General features: G+C 69.6%; 19 protein-coding genes and 3 pseudogenes. 16 read left to right on the top strand and 6 right to left on the bottom strand.

What is annotated here, in order from left to right:
- Nucleotides 1-38: 38 nt before the first annotated feature.
- From ACIHCL_RS33805 to ACIHCL_RS33835, 7 genes are all read left to right on the top strand, one after another.
- Nucleotides 39-1,283, top strand: coding sequence for a cupin domain-containing protein (locus ACIHCL_RS33805; RefSeq protein ID WP_399868053.1), 1,245 nt, complete (start codon nt 39-41; stop codon nt 1,281-1,283).
- Between the two features lie 9 nt (nt 1,284-1,292).
- Entirely contained in the window at nt 1,293-2,591 is a 1,299-nt protein-coding gene (locus tag ACIHCL_RS33810; RefSeq protein WP_399868054.1) for an MFS transporter, read from the top strand.
- Nucleotides 2,588-4,552 carry a M13 family metallopeptidase gene (locus ACIHCL_RS33815; RefSeq protein WP_399868055.1) on the top strand — a complete coding sequence of 655 codons (1,965 nt, stop codon included), beginning with the start codon at nt 2,588-2,590 and terminating at the stop codon, nt 4,550-4,552. Before ACIHCL_RS33810 ends, ACIHCL_RS33815 begins: the two co-directional genes overlap by 4 nt.
- A gap of 35 nt (nt 4,553-4,587) precedes the next feature.
- Nucleotides 4,588-5,883 carry a tetratricopeptide repeat protein gene (locus ACIHCL_RS33820; protein WP_399868057.1) on the top strand — a complete coding sequence of 432 codons (1,296 nt, stop codon included), beginning with the start codon at nt 4,588-4,590 and terminating at the stop codon, nt 5,881-5,883.
- 176 nt (nt 5,884-6,059) lie between these two features.
- On the top strand, nt 6,060-7,997 hold the full coding sequence (locus tag ACIHCL_RS33825; protein WP_399868059.1) for a S9 family peptidase: 1,938 nt from the start codon (nt 6,060-6,062) through the stop codon (nt 7,995-7,997).
- Between the two features lie 76 nt (nt 7,998-8,073).
- The gene (locus ACIHCL_RS33830) at nt 8,074-9,360 is read left to right on the top strand and encodes a Zn-dependent hydrolase (protein ID WP_399868061.1); all 1,287 of its coding nucleotides are present in this window, start codon (nt 8,074-8,076) and stop codon (nt 9,358-9,360) included.
- A 98-nt stretch (nt 9,361-9,458) separates the two neighbouring features.
- On the top strand, nt 9,459-10,046 hold the full coding sequence (locus ACIHCL_RS33835; RefSeq protein WP_399868063.1) for a TIGR00730 family Rossman fold protein: 588 nt from the start codon (nt 9,459-9,461) through the stop codon (nt 10,044-10,046).
- Here ACIHCL_RS33835 and ACIHCL_RS33840 read toward each other — a convergent pair.
- Complete coding sequence (locus ACIHCL_RS33840; protein WP_399868064.1) at nt 10,043-11,041, bottom strand: LuxR C-terminal-related transcriptional regulator; 999 nt, start codon at nt 11,039-11,041, stop codon at nt 10,043-10,045. The genes ACIHCL_RS33835 and ACIHCL_RS33840 overlap by 4 nt on opposite strands.
- A 429-nt stretch (nt 11,042-11,470) precedes the next feature.
- Here ACIHCL_RS33840 and ACIHCL_RS33845 point away from each other — a divergent pair, with 429 nt between their 5' ends.
- The 3 genes from ACIHCL_RS33845 (at nt 11,471) to ACIHCL_RS33855 (ending at nt 13,160) form a co-directional block, all read left to right on the top strand.
- Entirely contained in the window at nt 11,471-11,659 is a 189-nt protein-coding gene (locus ACIHCL_RS33845) for a hypothetical protein (RefSeq protein WP_399868065.1), read from the top strand.
- Nucleotides 11,660-11,806: 147 nt separating this feature from the next.
- Nucleotides 11,807-11,980 (top strand): hypothetical protein, encoded by a 174-nt coding sequence (locus ACIHCL_RS33850; RefSeq protein ID WP_399868066.1) that lies wholly within the window; start codon nt 11,807-11,809, stop codon nt 11,978-11,980.
- Nucleotides 11,981-12,047: 67 nt separating this feature from the next.
- Nucleotides 12,048-13,160, top strand: a complete 1,113-nt coding sequence (locus ACIHCL_RS33855; protein ID WP_399868068.1) for a winged helix-turn-helix transcriptional regulator — start codon at nt 12,048-12,050, stop codon at nt 13,158-13,160.
- Between the two features lie 29 nt (nt 13,161-13,189).
- Here ACIHCL_RS33855 and ACIHCL_RS33860 read toward each other — a convergent pair.
- Nucleotides 13,190-13,570, bottom strand: a pseudogene (locus ACIHCL_RS33860) (helicase associated domain-containing protein); the annotation flags it as partial.
- A gap of 183 nt (nt 13,571-13,753) precedes the next feature.
- On the opposite strand from ACIHCL_RS33860, the gene ACIHCL_RS33865 reads away from it, so the two are divergent.
- The 3 genes from ACIHCL_RS33865 (at nt 13,754) to ACIHCL_RS33875 (ending at nt 15,267) form a co-directional block, all read left to right on the top strand.
- Nucleotides 13,754-14,578, top strand: a complete 825-nt coding sequence (locus ACIHCL_RS33865; RefSeq protein WP_399868070.1) for a YaaC family protein — start codon at nt 13,754-13,756, stop codon at nt 14,576-14,578.
- A gap of 135 nt (nt 14,579-14,713) precedes the next feature.
- Nucleotides 14,714-15,064, top strand: coding sequence for a hypothetical protein (locus ACIHCL_RS33870; RefSeq protein WP_399868071.1), 351 nt, complete (start codon nt 14,714-14,716; stop codon nt 15,062-15,064).
- Nucleotides 15,065-15,066: 2 nt separating this feature from the next.
- Entirely contained in the window at nt 15,067-15,267 is a 201-nt protein-coding gene (locus ACIHCL_RS33875; protein WP_399868073.1) for a hypothetical protein, read from the top strand.
- A gap of 61 nt (nt 15,268-15,328) precedes the next feature.
- Here the strand turns inward: ACIHCL_RS33875 and ACIHCL_RS33880 are convergent, their stop codons facing one another.
- The gene (locus ACIHCL_RS33880; RefSeq protein WP_399868074.1) at nt 15,329-15,562 is read right to left on the bottom strand and encodes a hypothetical protein; all 234 of its coding nucleotides are present in this window, start codon (nt 15,560-15,562) and stop codon (nt 15,329-15,331) included.
- A 448-nt stretch (nt 15,563-16,010) separates the two neighbouring features.
- Complete coding sequence (locus ACIHCL_RS33885) at nt 16,011-17,399, bottom strand: DUF4157 domain-containing protein (RefSeq protein WP_399868098.1); 1,389 nt, start codon at nt 17,397-17,399, stop codon at nt 16,011-16,013.
- A 376-nt stretch (nt 17,400-17,775) separates the two neighbouring features.
- On the opposite strand from ACIHCL_RS33885, the gene ACIHCL_RS33890 reads away from it, so the two are divergent.
- Nucleotides 17,776-17,955 (top strand): hypothetical protein, encoded by a 180-nt coding sequence (locus ACIHCL_RS33890; protein ID WP_399868075.1) that lies wholly within the window; start codon nt 17,776-17,778, stop codon nt 17,953-17,955.
- A 44-nt stretch (nt 17,956-17,999) separates the two neighbouring features.
- Nucleotides 18,000-18,298: pseudogene (locus tag ACIHCL_RS33895) on the top strand (DUF6415 family natural product biosynthesis protein); the annotation flags it as partial.
- Nucleotides 18,299-18,321: 23 nt separating this feature from the next.
- On the opposite strand, the gene ACIHCL_RS33900 reads toward ACIHCL_RS33895, so the two are convergent.
- Nucleotides 18,322-18,693, bottom strand: coding sequence for a helicase associated domain-containing protein (locus tag ACIHCL_RS33900; protein ID WP_399868077.1), 372 nt, complete (start codon nt 18,691-18,693; stop codon nt 18,322-18,324).
- 693 nt (nt 18,694-19,386) lie between these two features.
- Between ACIHCL_RS33900 and ACIHCL_RS33905 the strand changes: the two are divergent.
- Nucleotides 19,387-20,154, top strand: a pseudogene (locus ACIHCL_RS33905) (IS3 family transposase); the annotation flags it as partial.
- Here ACIHCL_RS33905 and ACIHCL_RS33910 read toward each other — a convergent pair.
- Complete coding sequence (locus tag ACIHCL_RS33910) at nt 20,151-20,798, bottom strand: transposase (RefSeq protein ID WP_399868079.1); 648 nt, start codon at nt 20,796-20,798, stop codon at nt 20,151-20,153. The pseudogene ACIHCL_RS33905 and the gene ACIHCL_RS33910 sit on opposite strands and share 4 nt — an antisense overlap.
- Nucleotides 20,799-20,801 lie beyond the last annotated feature (3 nt).

Consider the following 20,801-nt stretch of genomic DNA (forward strand, 5'->3'; position numbering starts at 1 on the left):
GCACGGGAGCACCGACACGAGAGCAACGGGAGCAACGGATGCCACCATCACGTCTGCTGGAGGCGAAGAGCGTGGACACCTCCACGACCACCCACGGCTTCGAGGACCTCGTCGGCGACGCCGGAGTCTTCTTCTCGGAGCACTTCAACAAGAAGCCGCTGCTGCGCAGGGGTGCGCTCGAAGGCAGTACCCGGAGCCTCGTGTCGGTGCGGCAACTCGACGACATCGTCGCCATGGAAGCCGTCTCACCCTCGTATCTGCGCGTCGCCAAGGACGGCCGCGGTGTACCCGGTAAGGCGTACACCCGCACCGTTGCCGACCGCGGCGCGGCGCTCACCGAGGCGGTCGTCCCGGAGCAGGTGTACGAGCTGTTCCGGTCCGGCGGCACCATCACGTGGAACGCGCTCAACCACTTCCTGCCGTCCGCCCGGCACCTGGTGGACGTCTTCGCCCGAACGTTCGCCTGCCCCAGCGAGGTGGTCGCCTTCCTGACCCCCGCCGGCAAGGACGGCTACGCCCCGCACCACGATCCGGTCGACGTCTACGTCATCCAGATCGAGGGCACCAAGGACTGGCGGATCTGGGAGCCGCCCGCCGGACGCCGTGCGGACAGGGCCTCCCACCGGCCGGAGGACCTCGGCACGCCCGTCATCGAGACGACGCTGCGCCCGGGCGACGTCCTGTATCTGCCGTACGGGACTCCGCACGCGGCGGCCGCAAAGGCCGAGGTGTCCCTGCACCTGTCGGTCACCGTCGAGCCACGGCGCTGGCGCGACCTCGTGAGCGAGACGGTGGAACACCTGGTCCAGGAACCGGAGTTCGACGGCTTCCCCCACCTGGGCGGCGGCGCGGACGCGCACGGCACTGCGGCGGCCCTCGGCGGGATACTGCGGCAGCTCGCCGACCGGCTGGAGCGGGCCGATCCTGCCGCCGAGACCGAGCGGCTGCTCGCGGCCGGCCGCCACCGCGCCGGCGCCGGCCGGTCCCGCGAGTTCGAACGGCTCGCGTCCGCGGACGTGCTCGCCCCCGACACCCCGCTGCGCCGCAGTGCCGTGCCCGTCGAGATCGGGCCGAGCGACGGCACGAAGAGCGGACTGCTCGTCAACGGACACCGGCTCGCCGTCCCGGACGCTGTCGCCGACGCCTTGCGCGGTCTGGAGAACGGCGGCGTGGTCCCGGCGGCCCGCTTCTTCCCGGGAGTCCCCGAAGCCCGGTCCTTGCACGCAGCCCAGGGGCTCACCCGTCTCGGGGTGCTGGAAACCGCCGACCACACGAGGAGCTGAGCCATCACCATGGCCGACACCACACAAGGGGCCCCAGCGCCCACGAGTGCCGCCACGTCCCCGCTGGCATGGCGGGACGTCTACGTCCTCGCCGGCATGCGGGGACTGTCCTTCGCCGGTGACATCGCGGCCGCCACCGCCCTGACCCTGCTGCTCCAGACGAACGGCGCCGGATCGTACGCGGTCATGGCGATGCTGCTCGCGGCCGTCCTGCCGCCCGCCCTGCTCGCGCCCGTCACTGGGGCGTTCGCGGACCGGTTCGACAGCCGCAGGCTCATCGTCACGGTCGCCTCGCTGCAGATCCTCGTCTGTCTGGCGATGACGCAGACGACCTCACCGGTCCTACTGATCATCCTGGCCGTCCTGCTCTCCACCGGTCTCGCCTTCACCCACCCGGTCTTCGCCGGGCTGCCCGGGGCGATGGTCGGCAAGGAGAACGTCCCTCGGGCCTCGGCGATCTCCCAGACCACCGCGATGACGGGCATGGTCATCGCCCCGGGCATCGCGGGCTTCCTCACCGCCCGCTTCGGCGTCAATGTCTCGCTGCTGCTCGACGCGGCGACCTTCGGGGTCGTCGTGCTGGGTGCCTTGACGATCCGCACCCGGCTGCACAAGAAGGACCCCGCGAAGGCGGCGGGCGCTGGCAACGAGAGGGCAGGGGAGCGGCCCGCCTACCGGGTGTCCACCGACCGCTTCCTGCGCTCCGTGCTCGTGATCAGCGGCGTGGTGATGGCGGCGGCGAGCATCATTAACGTCCTTATCGTCTTCTATGTGCGCGACACCTTCGGCGCGTCCGAGGAGACGTACGGGCTGATCATGTCCTCGTGGATGGCGGGCCTGGTGCCCGGTGCGCTGCTGGTGCGCCGGATCAAGCGGTTCAACCACGAGGCGATCCTCATCGGTTCGTTCCTGTGCATCGTGGTGGGCATCCTGGGCGCTGGGCTGGCCCCGGGCGCCTGGTGGATCGTGCCGTTCTACGTGATCGGCGGATTCGGCAACGGCGCCCAGGCCACGGTCACCCATATCGTCATCAACCTACGGGTGCCCGACACCCACCGCGGCCGGGCGTTCGCCGCGCTCGGCGCGGTGTCCAACACCGGTCCCGCCGTGGGGTATCTGATGGGCGGCGTGATCCTCGGCTTCATGGAGCCGAGGTATGCCTTCCTGGTGGCGGGAGCCTGCGCCCTAGTGGCCGTGCTCACCTTCCACCGGGGAGTGCTGCGGACCGCCGACGGTGCCGAGGCCGACGTCACCCCGGAACCGGCCACGCAGACGCAGGCCGAGCTGAGCAAGGCCGCATCGCGGTGAGCGGCGCGATCACGGCGCACGACGTCGACACGGACCCGGCGACCCGGCCGCAGGACGACTTCTACACCCACGTCAACGGCCGCTGGGCGGACGCCTTCGAGCTGCCCGAGCACCGGGCCGAGGCCACCATGTTGTCCCTCCTCGCCGAGAAGGTGCAGGACGACGTCGTCGCCGTGATCCGCAGCAGCACCCCGGGCCCCGCCGCCGCATTGGACAGCCCCGGCCGGCAGATCGCCGATCTCTACGGAAGCTTCATGGACGAGGCCGGCGTCGAGGAACGGGGCCCGGCCGATCTCGCCGCTCTGCTCGACACCGTCCGCGCGGTCACCGGCCGCGCGGGCCTGGCCCGGCTGATGGGCCGGCTGCAGCGCGAGGGCGTCGGCGGGCCCGTCGAGGCGACCGTCGCCACCGACACCGCGGGCACCCGCGGCTATCTGCTCACCCTCACCCAGTCCGGCCTGGCCCTGCCCGGTGGCGTGGCCCCCTACCTTGATGCGGCCCGTACGCCGCTGCGCGAGCAGTACGCCGAGCATCTGCGGCGGATGATGGAACTGGCCGGACAGCCGGAGCCCCGGCACGCGGCGGACGCCGCCCTGCGCGTCGAGACCGCGCTCGCAGCCGCCCACACCCCGCCGGACGCGTCGGGCCGCATCAGGGCCGAGACATACGTCTGCACCGCGGCCGAACTCGCCGCAGGCAGCGGCTCGTTTCCCTGGGACGCATGGCTGGAAGGGCTCGGCGACATCCCGTCCGACGCACCCGTCCAGCTCCGCCCGGGCCCGTTCCGTACCGCCCTTGACAAGTGGTGGACGGCGGCGGACCTCGAGGACCTGAAGCTCTGGCTGGTCTGGCTGCGGGTGCACGAGGCGGCCCCGTTCGGCCCCGGCGCGACGTTCGCGGAGAACTTCCGCTTCTACGGGCAGGTGCTGACCGGGTCACGTCGGCCCCGGCCCCGCTGGATGCGGGCGACCTCCTTCGTCCAGACCGTCCTCGGCGACGAGGTGGGGGAGCGCTATCTCAAGGAGCACCTCGCGCCCGGCGCCCGCAAGGCCGCTGAGGATCTGGTGGACGCGCTCGTGCAGGCGTACCGCGGCTGCCTGGAGCAGGCCGGTTGGATGGCCGGCAGCACTCGCGCGGCGGCGCTCGCCAAGCTCGACGCCATGCACTTCGAGCTCGGCTACCCGCGCGACACCGCCGCATACGACGAACTGCGCACCGACCCCGCCGATCTGCTGGGCAACGTACGCCGCGGCCGGACCCGGCGCTTCGCCCGCCAACTGCGCAGGCTCGGCGGGCCCGTCGACCGCACGGAGTGGAAGGTCCCGCCGCAGGCGGTCACCGCCTACTACCGGCACGGGCTCAACCAGGTGGTCGTCCCCGCCGCGCTGCTGCAGCCGCCCCTGTTCGACGCTGGCGGCGACATGACGCGGAACTTCGCCCTGTTTGGCTCGATCGTCTGCCACGAGATGTCCCACGCCTTCGACAGCCGCGGCTCCCGCTACGACGGCGACGGCCGGCTGCGCGAGTGGTGGACCGAGGCGGACCGCGCCGAGTACACGCGCCTCACCGCGCTGCTCGTGGAGCAGTACGACCGCTATGTCCCTGAGGGCCTGGACGGTCAGAGCGTCAGCGGCGCCCGGACGGTGGGCGAGAACATCGCCGACATCACCGGACTCACCGTCGCGCACGCGGCGTTCGCCGCCCACCTGGACGTGTGCGGTGCCTCCGATGCCGAACGGGCCGACCGGACCCGGCGGTTCTTCGCCCTGTGGGCCACGATGTGGCGGGCCAAGCGCACGCCCGGGCGGATGCGGGAGCGGCTCGCGAACGACCGGCACGCCCCGCCGCAGTTCCGCTGCAATGGAGTACTCGGCCATGTGCCGGCCTTCTACGAGGCCTTCGGCGTCACCGAGAACGACCCCATGTTCATCCGGCCCGGGGCCCGGTTCACGTTGCTGTGACCCGGCAGGGCCGACGGCCGACGAGGAGGCAGATCATGGCCGCCGCACACACGACCGTGTCCGCGAGGGCGAACGCGTCCCGGGGCACCACCCCGGCCGACGAAGGGACCCCGCCGGGATACGGGCCGACCAGCCACGCCTATCAGCATGCGTTCCATCTGCTGCGCCGCGTGCCCGGCCCGGACATCGCCGTGCCCGCGGCTGCCTCGCTGCTGGCCATCGACGCGGACCGCACGGGCGCGCTGCTGGACCGCTTCGTGGCCGACGGGCTGTGCGAGCGGACCGCGCCGGGCCGGTTCCGGGTCCGGCCCAAAGCCCCGCACCGGGCGGTCGCGGGCTGCGGTGACGGCGCGGCGCGGCGCCGACTGGTCGACCACTATCTGCACACCGCGTACCGGGCGGACCGGATCATCGCCCCCCACCGCCCCAAGCTGCCCCTTGCGTCGGCGGGCGCGGGCTGCGCGCCCGAGGAGCCGGCGTCCCGGGAAGCGGCGCTGGAATGGCTAGACGCGGAGCACACCACCCTGATCGCGGTCCGCGGACTCGCCCGGGATGCCAGCCGGCACCTCGCGGTGTTCCAGCTCGCGAACTGTCTCAACGGGCACTACGTGCGGCGCGGCCACACCGAGGAGCAACTGGCTCAGTGGGCGGACGCGGTGCGCGCCGCTCACGCCCTGGGCGACCCGGAGGCGCAGATCACAGCCCACCGTTACGCGGGCCAGGCGGCCAGCCGCGCCGGCCGGCACACCGCGGCCGTCGCCCAACTGGGCCGGGCGGTGCGGATCGCGGAGCGGCACGGCGAACCGGGCCCGCAGGCCTGGGCGTATTACATCTTCGCCTGGGTCGAGGAGATGGCCGGGCGGGACGAGGAGGCGCTCGGCCACGCGGTGTGCGCGGCCGGGCTGTTCCGGCGCGCTGGCGAACGGGGCGCCGAAGCCGATGCGCTCAACGCGGCGGGCTGGTACTACACCCGGCTCGGCGACCTCGTACGGGCGAAGGAGTACTGCACGCGGGCGCTCGGCATCGCCCGTGAGCACCGCTACCACGGAGGTGAGGCGGCCGCGCTCGACAGCCTGGGCCTGCTCGCCCAGCGGGCTGGCCGGCACGACGAGGCGCTGGCGAGCTACGGTGCCGCGCTCGGTCTGTGCCGGGACCTCGGCAACACCTACCAGGAGGCGGGCGCCCTGGACCGGCTCGGCGACAGCTATGCGGCGGTGGGGCGGCTCGACGAGGCCCGCGACGCATGGGCACAGGCGCTCAGCCTGTACCGGCTGCAACGGCGGCTGAATGAGGCCAGGGCGACCGAACAGCGGCTCGAAAAGGTCAGTTGACTTCTCCAGACCAGAATTCTTAATTCTCTGATGTGAGATAAAAACGTGGGCGCGAGAGCGCCTTGTGGGGTGTCCTCGTGCCCTTTTCGAAATGACGCCAGGAGGTTTCCTGGCGTCATTTTTGTTCAATTTGAATACGGTTGACCTATGGAATGTGGCGGAAATAAATTTATTGCATGAAGCCCACGGACATCGACCTTCTTCCCGTCCTCGGCCGGCCCACGCTGTCGGGTGACGGCCGGTTCGCGGCCGTCACCGTCACCCGGCCCGACCTCGCCGCCGAGGGATACGTCTCCGAACTGTGGCTCGCCGAGACCGACGGCAGCACACCGGCCCGGCTGCTGACCCGCGGGCCGCACGACGCCGCCCCAGCCTTCTCGCCCGACGGCCGCCACCTCGCCTTTCTGCGACCCGTACCGGGCGGCCCCGGCCAGCTGCATCTGCTGCCCATGGACGGCGGCGAGGCCCGCGTCGTCACCGGCCATCCGATCGGCGCCGGCCAGCCCGTGTGGAGCCCGGACTCCAAGCTCCTCGCCTACACGGCACGGGTGCCCGAGCCCGGCCGCTACCGCGGTGCGCCGGACAGCGAGGGGCCGCGCCGCATCACCAAACTCCGCTACTGGGCCGACGGGTTCGGCTTCACAGTCGACCGGCCGCGGCATGTCTTCGTCACCGACCCGTTCGCCGACGACCCGATGGCCGCCACAACCCGGATCACCGGCGGAAACCACGACCACGCGGACGTCGCCTGGAGCCCCGACGGCCGGCTGCTGACGTTCACCGCGGCCCGCCACGCCGGGGCCGGCGACGACCTCCGCAACGACCTGTGGGTGTGCGCCCCCGACGGCACCGGTCTGCGGTCCCTCACCGATGGCGGACTGATCCTCGGCTGCCCCCGCTTCTCCCCGGACGGCACCACGGTGTGCTTCGCCGCCGAGCCGCTGGACGAGAACAACAACGCCTTCGCCACCATGAGTTACGGGCTGTGGTCCGCGCCCGTCGACGGCTCGGCGCCCGCCCGCCGGATCACCGGCGAGGACTACCACCTCAGCTTCGCCAGCCAGATGATCCACCCCGTCGCCGACGGCGTGCTGTTCGCTGCCGACCACCGCGGCGAGGTCCGGCTGGTCCTCGTGCCCTATGACGGCGGCGAGCCGAAGCCCCTGATCACGGGCGCCCGCCAGGTCAACGGGTACGCGGCCGTGGACGGCGTGGACGGACTGACGGTCGCGGCCGTCGTCTCCAGCGCCAGCACCGCCGGCGACCTGATCAGCCTGCGCGCGGGCGAGGAGCACGAGCTGACCGGTTTCGGGCGGCGGCTCGTCGAGCAGACCGACCTGCTGCCGATGGAGGAGTTCACCACCACTGCGCCCGACGGCTACGAGCTGCACGGCTGGATCGTCCGCCCGCGCGGCGAGGGCCCGCACCCGGTGCTGCTCCAGATCAAGGGCGGCCCGTACACGCAGTTTGGCTACACGCTCAACGGGCCCGCCGCTTTCGACGAGGCGCAGGTGTACGCGAGTGCCGGATACGCCGTGGTGCTCGGCAACCCGCGCGGCTGCTCCGGCTACGGCCAGGCGCATGGCATGTACGTCGCCGACGACCTGCCGCGCAAGTCCGCTCCGGACCTGCTGGCCCTCCTGGACAAGGCACTTCAGGCGCCGGACCTGGACGCCGGCCGGGTCGGTGTGATGGGCGGCTCGTTCGGCGGCTACATGTCCGCGTGGATGGCGGCCCACCACGGCGACCGGTTCCGCGCGGCGATCGGCGAACGCGGTCTGTACGCGGTGGACAGCTATGCCGCCTCTAGCGACGACGGCGTCAACGTCGCCATCGCCCTGTACGGCCCCGATCCGTCCCGCTGGGCGGAGAAGAGCCCGCTGACGTACGTGGATTCGATACGGATCCCGATGATGCTCATCCAGTCGGAGGAGGACCGGCACTGCCCCATGGAACAAGCGCAGCGGATGTTCGTCGCGCTCAAGACCCGTGGTGTGCCGGTGGAGATGCTGCTGTTCCCCGGCGAGGGCCACGAGATGTCGCGCTCGGGTCTGCCGAGCCACCGGGTGGCGAGGTTCGAGGCGATTCTCGACTGGTGGGGCCGCCACCTCTAGGCCACGTCCCGAGGACACCGCCGGGGCCGCGACGCCCCGACGTACTCATTCCCAACTGACCGGTCCTGGAGGAACCATGAGCCAATCAGTGGCCCAACACCGGACGGCACCACCGGCCGTCAACGGCGGCCGTCTGCTGCGCCGTGTCGAAAAACTCGGGAACATCGGCCGCGATGCGGCCACCGGCGGCATCACCCGCGAGGGCTTCAGCCCCGCGGACCGGGAGGCTCGCGCATACGTCGTCGAGGAGGCCCGCGCCGCCGGGCTCGCCGTGTCGGTGGACGCGGCGGGCAACATCATCGTCCGCGCCCGCCCCGCGGGGACCACCGCCGAGCGGCCCGCGCTGCTGATGGGCTCCCACCTGGACACCGTCGTGGGCGGTGGCCGACTGGACGGCGCCTACGGTGTGCTGGCCGCGCTGGAGGTCGTACAGGCGTGCGCCGAGTCCGGTGGCCACGGCCGGTATGAGCCGATGGCCGTCGCCTTTACCAACGAGGAGGGCGCGCTGTTCCCGCAGCCGTTCTTCGGGTCGTCCGTGCTGGTCGGCCGGCTCTCCGACCTGCCCCGGGAACCCCTCGACCACGAGGGCCGTTCGCTGCGCGGCCCGCTGGCGCAGGCCGGCGGGGACCTCGACGCCCTGGGCAGTGCGGTGTGGCTGCCCGAGTCGGTGGCCGCGTATCTGGAGATCCATGTCGAGCAGGGGCCGGTGCTGGAGCGGACCGGCAACCGCATCGGCGTCGTCGACGGCATCACCGGACGTACCGTCCTGACCGTCGAGATCCGCGGCACGGCCGGCCACGCGGGCACCACCCCGATGACGGGGCGGCGCGATGCGCTGGCCGCCGCCGCCCGGGCGGTCACAGTCGTCGAACACCTGGCAGGCACACGGGACTTGTGCCGGGTCGCCACCGTCGGTCGGCTCGACATCCACCCCAACTCGCCGAACACCATCGCCGACACAGTGAGGCTGACCGCAGATCTGCGGGACACGGTCGTCGCACGGATGCACGCGGCCGAGAGCGCCCTGTGCGAGGAGCTGAGGGAGGTCGCCCGGCAGACCGGCACCGAGATCGAGGTCGTCGCCCGTACGCACTCAGGGCCGGTGTCCACCAGCCCCGAACTGCGCGCCCTGATCGAGGAGAACTGTCTGGAGCTGGGTGTGCCGTACCGGTCGCTGCCCAGTGGCGCCGGCCACGACGCCCAGGTCGTCGCAGACATCACGCCCGTCGCCATGATCTTCGTCCCGAGCATCGGAGGAGTCAGCCATGTCCCGCTCGAAGACACCGCCCCCGCCGACCTGGTCGTCGGAGCGGAGGTCCTGCTGCGCACCGCGCTCAAGGCTGCGCACATCCCCACCCGCTGACCCGTCGGCACCCTCCCCGGCGAGCGCCGGGCGCACCGTCCCGGACGTCCTGGTATGCCACTCCCTCGCCTGGAGTGACCCGACCCATGAGGATTTCGATGCAGACCGTAGTTGAGAAGAGCGCCAAGATCGCGGTCTTCTGCGGCGCGCGCCCCGGCGTGCACCCGGAACATCTGCTGCTCGCCGAGCAGTTCGGCACCACCCTGGCGCGCCGAGGCCTGGACCTGGTGTACGGCGCGGGCGGTGTGGGCGTGATGGGCGCGGTGGCCGACGCCGTGCTGGCGGCGGGCGGCGGCGTCACCGGGGTGATCCCCCGCAGCCTGCACGAGCGCGAGCGGGCCGACAACGCCCAGGGCGCCATCTTCGTCGTCCGCTCCATGCACGAGCGCAAGGCCCTGATGTACCGGCTGTCCATCGGCTTCGCGGTGCTGCCCGGTGGGCTCGGGACGCTCGACGAGCTGATGGAGGTGGCGACCTGGAACCAACTGTCGATCATGCGCAAGCCGATCGTCGTGGTCAACCATAGGGGCTTCTTCGACCCGATGCTGCAGATGCTGGACCACTTGGTCGAGGAGGGGTTCCTCAGAGCCGAGGAGCGGCGTCTCATCCAGGTCGCGCAGGACGCCGAGGAGGCCATCGACCAGCTCAGCGCCGGACACCCGGTGCCCGCTGCGGCAACGGCCTAGTCGGGCGTCGCCAGCAGATGGCCGTACCGCACCGCGCGCACTCCGGCCTGGAAGCGGCTGCGGGCGTTCAGATGGGCCATCAGCGTATTGGCGATGCGCCGTGCGGTACGCGTCGAGACCCCCAGCTTCCTGGCGATCGCGTCGTCCGTGTGGCCCTCTGCCAGCAGGTGCAGCACTTCGGTCTGCTGCCGGGACAGGGCGTGCTGCTCGCGCCGTGCCGGCGTACCCAGGGGCTCCGCTGACTGCCAGGTACTCTCGAACAGCGCACACAGGGCAGCGATCAGGCCTGGTGCGCTGAGCACGGCGGCTCCCACGGAGGTGTCATTGCCGTCGGCCGCGATGATCGCCACCTGCCGGTCATAGATGATCATGCGGTTCGGGAGTGACGGCACCATGCGCACCTGACCGCCGTTCTCCATCAGCCACTCGGCGTGCGCCACTGTGGCGGGATCTCGGCGAATGCTGTCCAGGTAGATCGTCCGCATCTGCACCCCGCGTTCGAGCAGCCGCTGGTTGAGCGGACGGGAGGCCCGCATGTTGGCCTCCGTCTGCGGCCCGCCCGGCGCGAATGTCAGGAACTCCTGTTGGACCTGATGGTTGAGCGCCGTCAGGTAGTCGCGTATGGACTCCAGACCCCGCAGGTACTGCACCCCGGCTTCGGGGACATCTGCCTTCTGGTCGGCGAACTCCGAGATCAGCCGAGCCGCGACAGCGCGGCTTGCCTCGACCCGCTGCTGCTGCGCGGCCAGCTCGGCCTGCTGGCGGGCCAGCAGGATTTCCATGCCCAGGTGCGGGCTAACCGCATGTAGTTGGGTGGGGTCTTCGGTGGAGACGCGGACGAGCGCGATCTCGCTCAACCGATCGAGAGCCTTCCGGATCTCCTTCCCGGGCATCCCCAGCCGGGAGACCAGCTCCTCCACCCCGTCGTGGGGATGGGCGAGCATCGCCCGGTAGACAGCTTCCGTTCTGGAGTCGAGCCCGAGAAGATCAAGCATGTATTCCCCCGACAGGCCGATCGTGCCAAGTGAGTTGGTGAAGCGGACTCGATTACCGGTCCCGCAGGGGGAGGAGATTAGTCGAGATCCTTCTGCGATCGACTGAATACTTGACTCTTTTGACCCGAGGCTGACCAGTCCAAGACTGAAGTGGCTGAATTCAACCCCGTTGACGCCACCTCAGGTGCGGTGTTCAACACGGGCAGACGTATTAGACGTCGCAACGGCGGCGTGCCATGTTGCAACCACGTGAAATCCCCACTGTTTGCCGCGTGTACCGGCAGACGGTTCCGATGCTGGCAGGAATCATCCATGTACCTCGTCCACGTCCTCTTGCAGCCCCGTTTGGACGGCGTCCTCCTGCCAAGTGGGACGGCCGACGACGTGGCCGCCTGCGCGCGCGACGTGGCTGGCCTCGAGCATGTCGTCGTGCATGCCGACACACGCCCGCATCCGGTAATCGGCCTCTATGTGCGTGCCGCCACTCTGGAGGCAGCGGAGCAGATCGCGTTGGTCGTCTGGCGGTGTGCCCTGAACGACCTCCACTGGCTGCGCGCCTGGACGCTGCTGCGAGCCGAAGTCCCGCTGATCCCCATCGACGCGGACTGGCCGCTGTAAATCGTTCCAGCCGTCCGCCCCACCTCAGTCAAGCGTGTCCTAAGTAGGCCATGGACGGTTTGACCTGCGATTTTCCCATTCCGAGGCCTCGTGTGAGACGGCACTCTCTGAAGTGTCAGCGAAACCACGACACCGGAGGAAGACGCTATGACGGTCAACAAGACACTCCTGGGTGCTGCTGCGGCGACTGTGCTCGCCCTTGCTGGCGTGGGCGCCGCCGCAGTCGGTACTGGCCCGTTTACCGACGGGACGGTCGCGGCGTCCGTCTCCATGCATCAGGCGTTCGGCATGTCGGAGGAAGACGACTCCGGTTGGCAGTGAGCCGGCGAGCAGTGCGTCCGCTGTCATCGGCCACGCGGATCCACGAGGATCAAGGACAAGGAGTCGTATGCACACCGGTGAAGGGCCCAGCCCGAGCGAGAGCGAGAACTCCGACTACCTGATCACCCTGCGGGACAAGGGACTCCGGGACGCCCCCGTGGAACTCGTCCCAGTTAAGCGCCTAGCCGTGGCATACATGCCCCGAGTCGCAGGGGAGGACGAGGAATACGCGCGCACCCTCGCGGAGTCGGAGGCGCAACTGCCGCCCATCCTCGTACACCGCCCGACCATGACCGTCATTGACGGTGTTCACCGGCTACGTGCAGCCAGTCTCAAGGCTCGTGAGCACATCGCCGTGCGGTACTTCGACGGTACGGAGACGGATGCCGCACTTCTCTCAGTGGCGGCCAACGTAGCCCAGGGGCGTCCGCTCTCCCTGGAAGACCGGACTGCGGCAGCAGAGCAGATCTTCGCCTCTCACCCACACTGGTCGGACAGAGCCGTCGCGGCCGTGACGGGTCTGTCCGCAAGAAAAGTGGCCCAGATACGTCGGCACAACACCGCGGACATCACGCAGACCGGTCTCCGGATCGGTCGCGACGGTCGTGCCCGGCCTCTCAGTTCCGCTCGCGGCCGTGAACTGGCTGGCAAACTCATCCGCGAGAATCCCGGAGCTTCGCTGCGACAGATCGCGAAACAGGCTGGTATCTCCCCGGCCACCGTGGCCGACGTACGCGACCGGCTGCGACGCGGCGATGACCCGGTTCCGGCGCGCCAGCGCCTCACGGCGGTCCAGGTAACCGACGTGACGCCGGACGAAGAGCCTCCCGAGCGGCCGCCGTTACGCGCAGTCCCGTCCGTCCCGAAGACAATCACCCACAGCCAGCGGCACTGCGGCGTCAAGCATCCGGCCGAGTTGCTGACCATCTTCGAGTCACTGCGGCGCGATCCGTCCCTGCGGCTGAACGAGGCAGGCCGCAGCGTTCTGCGGATGCTGGACGCTTGTGCTGCGGTCGCACGGGACCGGCACCGTATCGTGGCCAGTATTCCAGCCCACTGCAAGGAGTCCGTGTCGGAGCTGGCAGACGGCTACTCCGTGATCTGGCAGTTGTTCGCCGACGACCTCCGGCGTGCCGACGACACACAGGTGCTTGGCGTTGGGGCGTCTACCGGCGCCTGAGGCGGCGCGACGAGGTGGGAAGAGGAGCCACGTACTGCCGGGGTGGCGGCTATCACGGGGAGGGCGGCGCCCCGTACGCCCAGCGCGGTCAGCCGTTCGCGCTGTTCGGGCATGAGCTGTGCCCAGGTGCCGGGTTCCTGCTGCCGCCACCTCCAGGTGCCGATGTCGTCGCCCTCGAACGTGACGCCCGGCGCGATGTAGGGCAGGACGCCGTCGGCGTCGACCAGGACGCGGTAGTGCCGCTGCCAGCTCAGCGGCCACGGGCAGTTCCAGTCCTCGTCGACCGCGGCGAGCTGCTGCGCGCGCACGGCGGCCCGCTTCGGGTCCTTCCCGAGGCCGCTTTTCCGGCGGAGGTTGGCCATGTGCTGTCCGATGGGCACCATTGCCTCGCCCTCGCCCCACACCGCGTCCGGGATCTTCCTCTCTCGTGGTCCGCCCGGAGCGGGCGAACATGACCGTGACAGAACACCTGGAAAGGTGTCAAGAGCCTTGAAAACTTGGCAAGTTGGACTTTTTCGCTTAGATCCGCGCCCGCGTACGTGAGGGGAAAATTCACCCGCTCGGGCTTCTGGAGCCGAGTAGCGTCCTTGGTCATGCACAGCGATCTCGACGCAGATGAGGCGTGGGAGCGGCTGCGGGCCAGCCGCTCCGATCCACCGGCCAGAGCCAACACCGGTGCCCGCCGCAAGACGTACTCGGCAGCCCTGGAGCAGGCTCAGCAGCTGTTCCAGGCCGCCGCCGTCGTGGGGCCGGCCACCCGCCCGGTCCTGGTCTTCTACGGCCTCAGCCAGGCCGGCCGAGCCATCGCGGCGGCGGCCTGGTCTCTCAAGGGCGAGGACTGGCGCCTCGATGAAATCGGTGTCGGCACGCACGAGCACTCCCTGCTGAGCATCCCCGTGTGCGGCATCCCGGACCGAGTCATCGACGCCGGCACCCGCGAAGCTCTGGACGACTTCCTGACCGCGTACCCGAACGTCGCCCAGCACGAGAGCTACGTGACCAACCGCGCCCTCAGCCAGGGGCCAGCGGCGCTTCCGGACTACACCCGCTACGACCACGGCGGGGGCGAACTGGTGATGAACTGGCTCATGCCGCAGGGCGTGGGCACGGGATTCGACGGAATGGCGACCAGCGCCGAACGGCTCGCTCACCTGCGCGCCATGACCCGCGGCTACGCCGGGGAGCGGTACTTCCTGCCTCTCCTCCCTCGGATGAAGCGGGAGCTGCACCCGCTGATGGCCTGGTGGGCCGTGCTATACACGCTGTCCATGCTCGCCCGCTACGAGCCCGCGGTCTGGGGCAAGCTCATCAGCGTTGACGACAGCCCGCACTCGGTCCCGATCGAGCGGCTCTTGGAACGGGCGATCAACCACCTGCCCGTCCTGATCGCGGACACCATCACCGAGGTGAGCACCTGATCCAGGAGTAGCAGAGCGTGGAGGCAACAGCGGGCGGGTTGTCCGAGGGCCTCCACGTACCCCCTCAACGCGGGCCTGCCGCTGTCTCCGCTCTGGAACACTGGGGCCACCAGTTCAGCGGCGAGGAGCGAGTGCATGGCGGCGAAGACGGACCCGGCGAAGTTGGCGCGTCAGGCCCGAGACCTGATCGAGGACCTCAACCATGTGGTTCTGGACGACGCGCGAACGCTGTCAGCGCCACAGCTGCCGGAGACCATCCAGGCACTCAAGCAGTTGGTCGAGCGGCTCCCGCAGGCATTCGAGCAGACCGCCGACGTCCTGGAGCTCCTGGCCAAGAACGGCAAGGTCACGATCGAGCAGGGCGACGTGAACACCGAGGTGGCCACGACCACCGCGGCGCTCCGGACCGTCGCGGCCGACAGCGAGCAGCTGGGCAAGAGCCTCGCCAACCCTGCGTCGGCCCTGTTCCTCATGGGCGGCCGCTGACCATGCCCGCCCTGCCCTCGCCCGACGAGGTCGAAGCAGCCCGCACGCAGCGCGACCAGCTCGCCGCCTGGGGCGTCTCGTGGCCCCCGCCCAAGGGCTGGAAGGAACAGCTGGCCGATCGCTGGAGGGCCGCCCGCCAGGACGTCGCACCGCCGCCCCAGCCCAGCCCGGCCTTCGCTCAGGAGACGCTCGACTTCGGCTGACCGACGACAGCGGGCCCGGACAGGATCACCCCGTCCGGGCCCGCTGCTGGTTGTCGGCTGCTCACCGGCTGAGGCGGATACGCGGCCCCCACGCGAACTCGAGGTCGTCCAGCAAGACGTCCTCCAGCTCCTTCTCCCACTGGCCGCGCAGGCCGAACGGGTTGGTCTCCATCCGCTCCACGATGACCAGGGTCTCGGGCTGCCCGATCAGCGTGTACCGGCCGTGCGAGGCGGGCCTGCTGCCCGGCCCGCGCGTGCGCAGCATCTCTTCCAGACGGGCGCGGTGCTGCTCCACGAACGCCTCCAGGCGCTCGATGTACCCCTCGCGTACTGGCGGGAGGGGGTTATTCCAACCGTGCGCTATTCCCCCTGGTGGATGGGGCACTTCGCCTCAACGCTGCCGTAAAGGTTGGTGCGTGGCGAGCGATGTGTGCCGCGTCGGTGCGGTAGAGGGAGTCGTGTCCGGCGGCGATGTGCTCGGCAAACGCGGCGTTGCCGGCGTCGGCATGCTTGTGCATGTGGCGTACCAGACGGCGGCCTGTTCGGGTCCGAGTGGGGTGTCGGCAGCGACCAGGTCCGCCAGGTCCTCACAGGGGGCGGTACAGCAGGAGTACGACGGGCCGCCGGACCCCGACGGGTTCCTCCCGGCCCGCGGATCGCCGATCAGGCAGGGAACATTCGTCCGAGTGAACCCGGTCACCGACCCGACCGGCACCGAGGTGAGGGATCTCCGGCGGGCGCACTCAAGGTGTTGTGGGGCCGGGGGGCGACGGCCAGGCCGTTCCGTGCACATCGGGGACGTGTTGGCCATGGGGTTCCCCGTCCTGCGTGAGGTTTCCGTACCACTCCCCTTCGTGCATGGTTCTGATCGCCATACTCGCTACGTCCTCCACCACCCCGATCACGACTTGTGGGCCCTGGCCGCCGAGGATTTGCAGTATGTCGTGGGCCGTCTGGTTGATGTGTGCCGGGGTCAGGCCGAGTTTGGCTCCGGTGCTGTTGAGCGAGACATCCACCTCCTGCTCGATTTCTTGCATGATGAGAGCCGTTTGTTGCTCGTCCCGCACTCTTGCCAGCACCGGCTGGGCGCCGTTCTGGGCGATCTGCTTGTACGCGTACTGCCGTGTCAGTGCCCCGGCGTCCTGCATGAGATGCCAGGACTCGTAGGCGCCTTTGGCCTGTAGGGCCTCGAAGGAGATGCTGTCGTAGAGGTTCTTGTCACCCTTGCCCGCAAGCTTGCTGTTCCGCGTCTTGTCGCCTATGAACTGGTCTTTCTTGTCCTCGGTATAGCGTTCCCAGCTGGCCGCCCGGGCCTGGAGAGCCGCGACCAGGTCGGCCACTTCCTTGATCTTCTTCTGCTGCTCCGGCTGGTTCGCCAGGAATTCCATCAGCGCCGACTGGGCGGCCTCGATACGAGTCGCTTTCGGTGACATGTGGCGGTAGGTGTTCCCGGTTATGTTGAAGTCTTTGGGCAGGCGCTCGGCGTCGCCGTCCCGGCGCAGCTCGACGCCCTTCTGCGTGACGGCCACGTCGATGCGGCGCTGGACGACCGCATCGGCCTCGGCGCCGCAGTGCGGGGATGCCGTGCCGGTCGTCGCCATCGCGGGAGCACTGCCGCTCAGCGCACGGCGCGCGTTCGCCTCCGCCTCGCGTTCATAACGGTCCGATGGGTCAGACACTTTTAGACCGTTACCGTTGTCGGTTCCGGCGACCGGGCCTTGACGCTGCTGGATGACGTGGGTGAGTTCGTGGGCGAGGGTGTGTTTGTCGGCGCCGTTTTCGCCGATGACGATGTGGTTGCCGCTTGTGTAGGCGCGGGCACCGACTTCGGCGGCGGAGTCCTTCGCTGTGTTGTCGGTGTGGATGCAGACGTCGGAGAAGTCGGCGCCGAGGCGGGCTTCCATGTCGGCGCGGGTGGTGGCGTCGAGGGGGCGGCCAGGGGTGCGCAGGACGTCGTGGACGGCGGAGCGCTGCACGGCGGGCGTGTTCTGTCCGATCCGTTGGTGGCGGCTTTCGGCGGTGTGCTGGTGCTTCTCAGGCTGAGCCCATGGATGGCCGGCCTGGCGGAGCATCTGGATGACTGCGGCGTTGCCGACACTGGCCTGGAGTGCCATCAGCCCCACAGGCGTCATCACGGTCTGTTCTGGCGAGGTCGTCTGGTTGGGTTGCCTGCGTATCTGCTTTGCAGGCTGTGGACCTTGGTAGGGCAACGGGGTGCCTTTCGGTGTCAGCGATGCAGGTGCGGATCGGACCAGACCCACAGAACATGTATGCCGGCCTGTCAGGGAAGGGCTCCGAGGGCAGATACGGGGCTGTGTCTGCTGCCCGCGGGTCTCCAACGTGCCTGAAATGGCCGTCTGCGGCGACGCCGCCCGCGCCCTCATCCAGGCCGCGATCGACACCCTGGAGTGAACCTCCGCAATTCTCCGCAACTTCGTTGAGCGCGTGGACCACAGCTGCGTAGCGTCGACGGCACCGACGGACCACCAGCGGGAGAGGCGAGGCCTCATGCGCGCACACACCGACTCCACCGCCCTGGCCCCGGAGGGCCGCGGCCTCCAGCCGCACGCCTACGGCGTCCCCTTACCGGCCCTGCTCGCCCGCGCGGACCGCGGCTTCGCCCGGTTCCTCGGTCGGCACGGCGAGGACCAGGACGACGGAGCCAACGGCGAGGCCCCCCTGCGGTGACCGCCGGCCACCCGCACACGACGCTTCCGGCAGCGAGGCCCGCCATGCACACCAGCTCCCACACGGTCCTGTACGACCCCGACGGCCTGATCGAAGCCGGGCTCCCGCTCGATCGCGAACCGTACGAGTGCCTCGTCAAGGCCGTCCTCGCGTGGACCGGCGAGGACACGCTCACGGCCCGCGACCTGGAGCAGATCGGCCTCCAGCTGACCGGTCACGCCCGCGCGGTCGCCTCCGACGTACGGCGCCGCGACGACCAGCTGCCGAAGAGCAGCGGGCCCGGGCGCTCGCCGATGTCGTCCTGCGCGAGGCGGAAGGCCAGCTGTCCGCGGCGATCGAGGGCGGCCGCGGTGACGACGATGCCCATCACGACCACCGCATCCCGACCTCGGACAGCTGCTCCACCCGCTCCGGGGACAGCGTGGCGGCCCTGCTCCGCTGGTTGCTGACCCATGCCCCCAGACGGAACTGGAGCTCCCAGCCGTCCTCGCAGAGCACAGTCTCGACATGCTTTCGAGGCACCTTCAGATGGCCCTCGCGCACGAAGAACTGCCGGGCGGCCGCGAGGTTCGCGGTCCACTTGTCGGCCTGCGTACGGGGCGGCTTCGGCTTCTCGTCCTCGCTTGCGGGTGTGATCCCGAGGACCTGCTCGCACATCCACTGCTGCACCGTCGTCAGCTTCTCCCAGCCCAGCCGCTGCGCCTTGACCCATCGCCCGAGGTCTTCGCCGCGGTGCATGACGACACCGGGTTCGGTAGGCAGTTCGCCGCCGGCTTCCTCCAGGTGCTGCCGTGTTGACGCTCGGAGGGGGGTTTGTTGGTGTGTGGGGTGGTGGCTGGCCTGGTGTGTTGCTGATTGGTTGAGAGGAAGGGTGAGGGGGGCGGGTGGGGTGGCCGGGGTGTGTGAGCTGGGGTTGTGCCGTTTGTGCTGAGTGGGGCCGCGCTCGTTGAAGGTAGCGCCAGGGCTAAAAGGTCCGGTGTGTGTTTGTGCTGGTCGTGTGTCACGAACGCTGAAGGAGGCGTCGATGGAGGAGCTTCCGGAAGCGGTGCTGTGCGAGAGATGGAGGTAGGTCCTCCGGGGTCGCCCTGCAGGGGGAGGCTCCAAACCACCGCAGGCTGCGTCGGTTAAGTGCCGTTCGTGGTGAGCGTTGCGGGAAAAGGCGCGGCGGTGATCGCGTCAGGTGTGGGTCAGGAAGGCGAGCGAGTGACGGGGTCAGCGTGAGTAGACGGAGGGGGTGACGCGGTTGCCGGTGACGATGCCCGTCTACCGGCGGCTCCAGGAAGCATCCGATATTTCTCCCGACCGGGATACTGCGGAAGAGCTGTCGCAGGCCATCACGACATGCCGCCGCATCCTTAAGGCTGTCGTCGACCACGTCCTGCCGCCACAGGACCAGCCGTCGGCCACGGGCTACTCCCGCGCGACGAGCACCTCACCAAGGAGATACAGCGCATCCACTCCGACAACTACGACGTCTACGGAGCCCGCAAGGTCCACGCCGCGCTTGTCCGCGAGGGTGTCGAGGTGGCCCGCTGCACCGTCGAGCGCCTCATGCGCACGGCCGGCCTGCGCGGAGTGATCCGGGCCAAGAGCCCGCGCACCACCCGCCCCGCTCCCGAGACCGCCCGCCCCGCCGACCTGGTCGATCGACAGTTCACCGCAACCGCCCCCAACCAGCTGTGGGTGGCCGACATCACCTACATCCGCACCTTCGCCGGCTGGGTCTACGCGGCCTTCGTCATCGACGTCTTCTCCCGCATGGTCGTCGGCTGGCAGGTCGCCACCAGCCTCTACACCGACCTCGCCCTGGACGCCCTGGACATGGCGATATGGAAACGCCGCCGCGAAGGCGCCGACCTGACCGGCCTGGTCCACCACTCCGACCGCGGCGTCCAATACCGGGCGATTCGCTACACCGAACGTCTCGACGAGGCCGACGCCGTGGCCTCCGTCGGCTCCAGGGGCGACTCCTACGACAATGCCCTCGCCGAGGCGTTCAACAGCCTGTTCAAGGCCGAACTGATCCGCAACAAGGGACCGTGGACCGGCATCAACGACGTCGAGATCGCCGTCGTCGAATACATCGACTGGTTCAACCGGAAGCGGCTCCACGGCGAGCTCGGACACGTCACCCCCGCCGAGCACGAAGCCGCCCACTACGCCACCGAACCCCACCCGTCACTCCAGAAAACCAGCTAACTCACTCTCCACGAAACCCGGTGCTTGACAAACTTCGGGGCGCCGCGGGAGTCGGCTGCCTTGCCGCGACGCATCCGCACTCCGGCGATCACCGGGCGGGAGCCGGGGGTGCAGACCGTGGCGAGCAGGGGGTGGAGGGTGCGGATGCCCTTGAACCGGCCGTACTCGGCGCCCTGTTTGGCCCGGCCGTAGACCCGTTTGTGGGTGGAATCGACATCGATGAACGCCCTCTCGCCCGCGCCGGGTAGAAGCGGGGTGTGTGCGGCCAGCGCGGTCAAGAACCTGCGGTGCACGGCGTGGAGTTGGAGGGCGTGACCGTGGGTGAACGAGCGCAGGAACGTGCCCAGCGTGGACGGGGCACGAATGCCCGCGAACACGGCCGGCATCGCACCATGACGCAGGACGTGGAGGTCGTCGATGCTGTCCGCGCCTGAGGCCATGCCCGCGACGATGCTGGTGACCTTGGCGTCCGCCGCCGCACCCGCGCCGTTGCTCGCGCCGGTCAGCTTCACCTTCTTGGCCACCAGACGCGAAAGGCCGCATCTCTCGGCCAGCCGCATCACCGGGACGAGCCCGGCATGCGCGATCAGATTCGGGTCATCGAACGTAGCGGAGACCGCCGCCGACGTATGGGAAACTTGCATCTC

The organism is Streptomyces sp. NPDC052042 (genome assembly GCF_044548345.1).
GTDB lineage: Bacteria > Actinomycetota > Actinomycetes > Streptomycetales > Streptomycetaceae > Streptomyces.

Coding starts and splice junctions, on each gene's coding strand:
- ACIHCL_RS33805 (WP_399868053.1), top strand. CDS start 39: ATGCCACCATCACGTCTGCTGGAGGCGAAGAGCGTGGACACCTCCACG.
- ACIHCL_RS33810 (WP_399868054.1), top strand. CDS start 1,293: ATGGCCGACACCACACAAGGGGCCCCAGCGCCCACGAGTGCCGCCACG.
- ACIHCL_RS33820 (WP_399868057.1), top strand. CDS start 4,588: ATGGCCGCCGCACACACGACCGTGTCCGCGAGGGCGAACGCGTCCCGG.
- ACIHCL_RS33825 (WP_399868059.1), top strand. CDS start 6,060: ATGAAGCCCACGGACATCGACCTTCTTCCCGTCCTCGGCCGGCCCACG.
- ACIHCL_RS33830 (WP_399868061.1), top strand. CDS start 8,074: ATGAGCCAATCAGTGGCCCAACACCGGACGGCACCACCGGCCGTCAAC.
- ACIHCL_RS33835 (WP_399868063.1), top strand. CDS start 9,459: ATGCAGACCGTAGTTGAGAAGAGCGCCAAGATCGCGGTCTTCTGCGGC.
- ACIHCL_RS33840 (WP_399868064.1), bottom strand. CDS start 11,041: ATGCTTGATCTTCTCGGGCTCGACTCCAGAACGGAAGCTGTCTACCGG.
- ACIHCL_RS33850 (WP_399868066.1), top strand. CDS start 11,807: ATGACGGTCAACAAGACACTCCTGGGTGCTGCTGCGGCGACTGTGCTC.
- ACIHCL_RS33855 (WP_399868068.1), top strand. CDS start 12,048: ATGCACACCGGTGAAGGGCCCAGCCCGAGCGAGAGCGAGAACTCCGAC.
- ACIHCL_RS33865 (WP_399868070.1), top strand. CDS start 13,754: ATGCACAGCGATCTCGACGCAGATGAGGCGTGGGAGCGGCTGCGGGCC.
- ACIHCL_RS33870 (WP_399868071.1), top strand. CDS start 14,714: ATGGCGGCGAAGACGGACCCGGCGAAGTTGGCGCGTCAGGCCCGAGAC.
- ACIHCL_RS33875 (WP_399868073.1), top strand. CDS start 15,067: ATGCCCGCCCTGCCCTCGCCCGACGAGGTCGAAGCAGCCCGCACGCAG.
- ACIHCL_RS33885 (WP_399868098.1), bottom strand. CDS start 17,399: ATGACGCCTGTGGGGCTGATGGCACTCCAGGCCAGTGTCGGCAACGCC.
- ACIHCL_RS33890 (WP_399868075.1), top strand. CDS start 17,776: ATGCGCGCACACACCGACTCCACCGCCCTGGCCCCGGAGGGCCGCGGC.
- ACIHCL_RS33900 (WP_399868077.1), bottom strand. CDS start 18,693: ATGCACCGCGGCGAAGACCTCGGGCGATGGGTCAAGGCGCAGCGGCTG.
- ACIHCL_RS33910 (WP_399868079.1), bottom strand. CDS start 20,798: ATGCAAGTTTCCCATACGTCGGCGGCGGTCTCCGCTACGTTCGATGAC.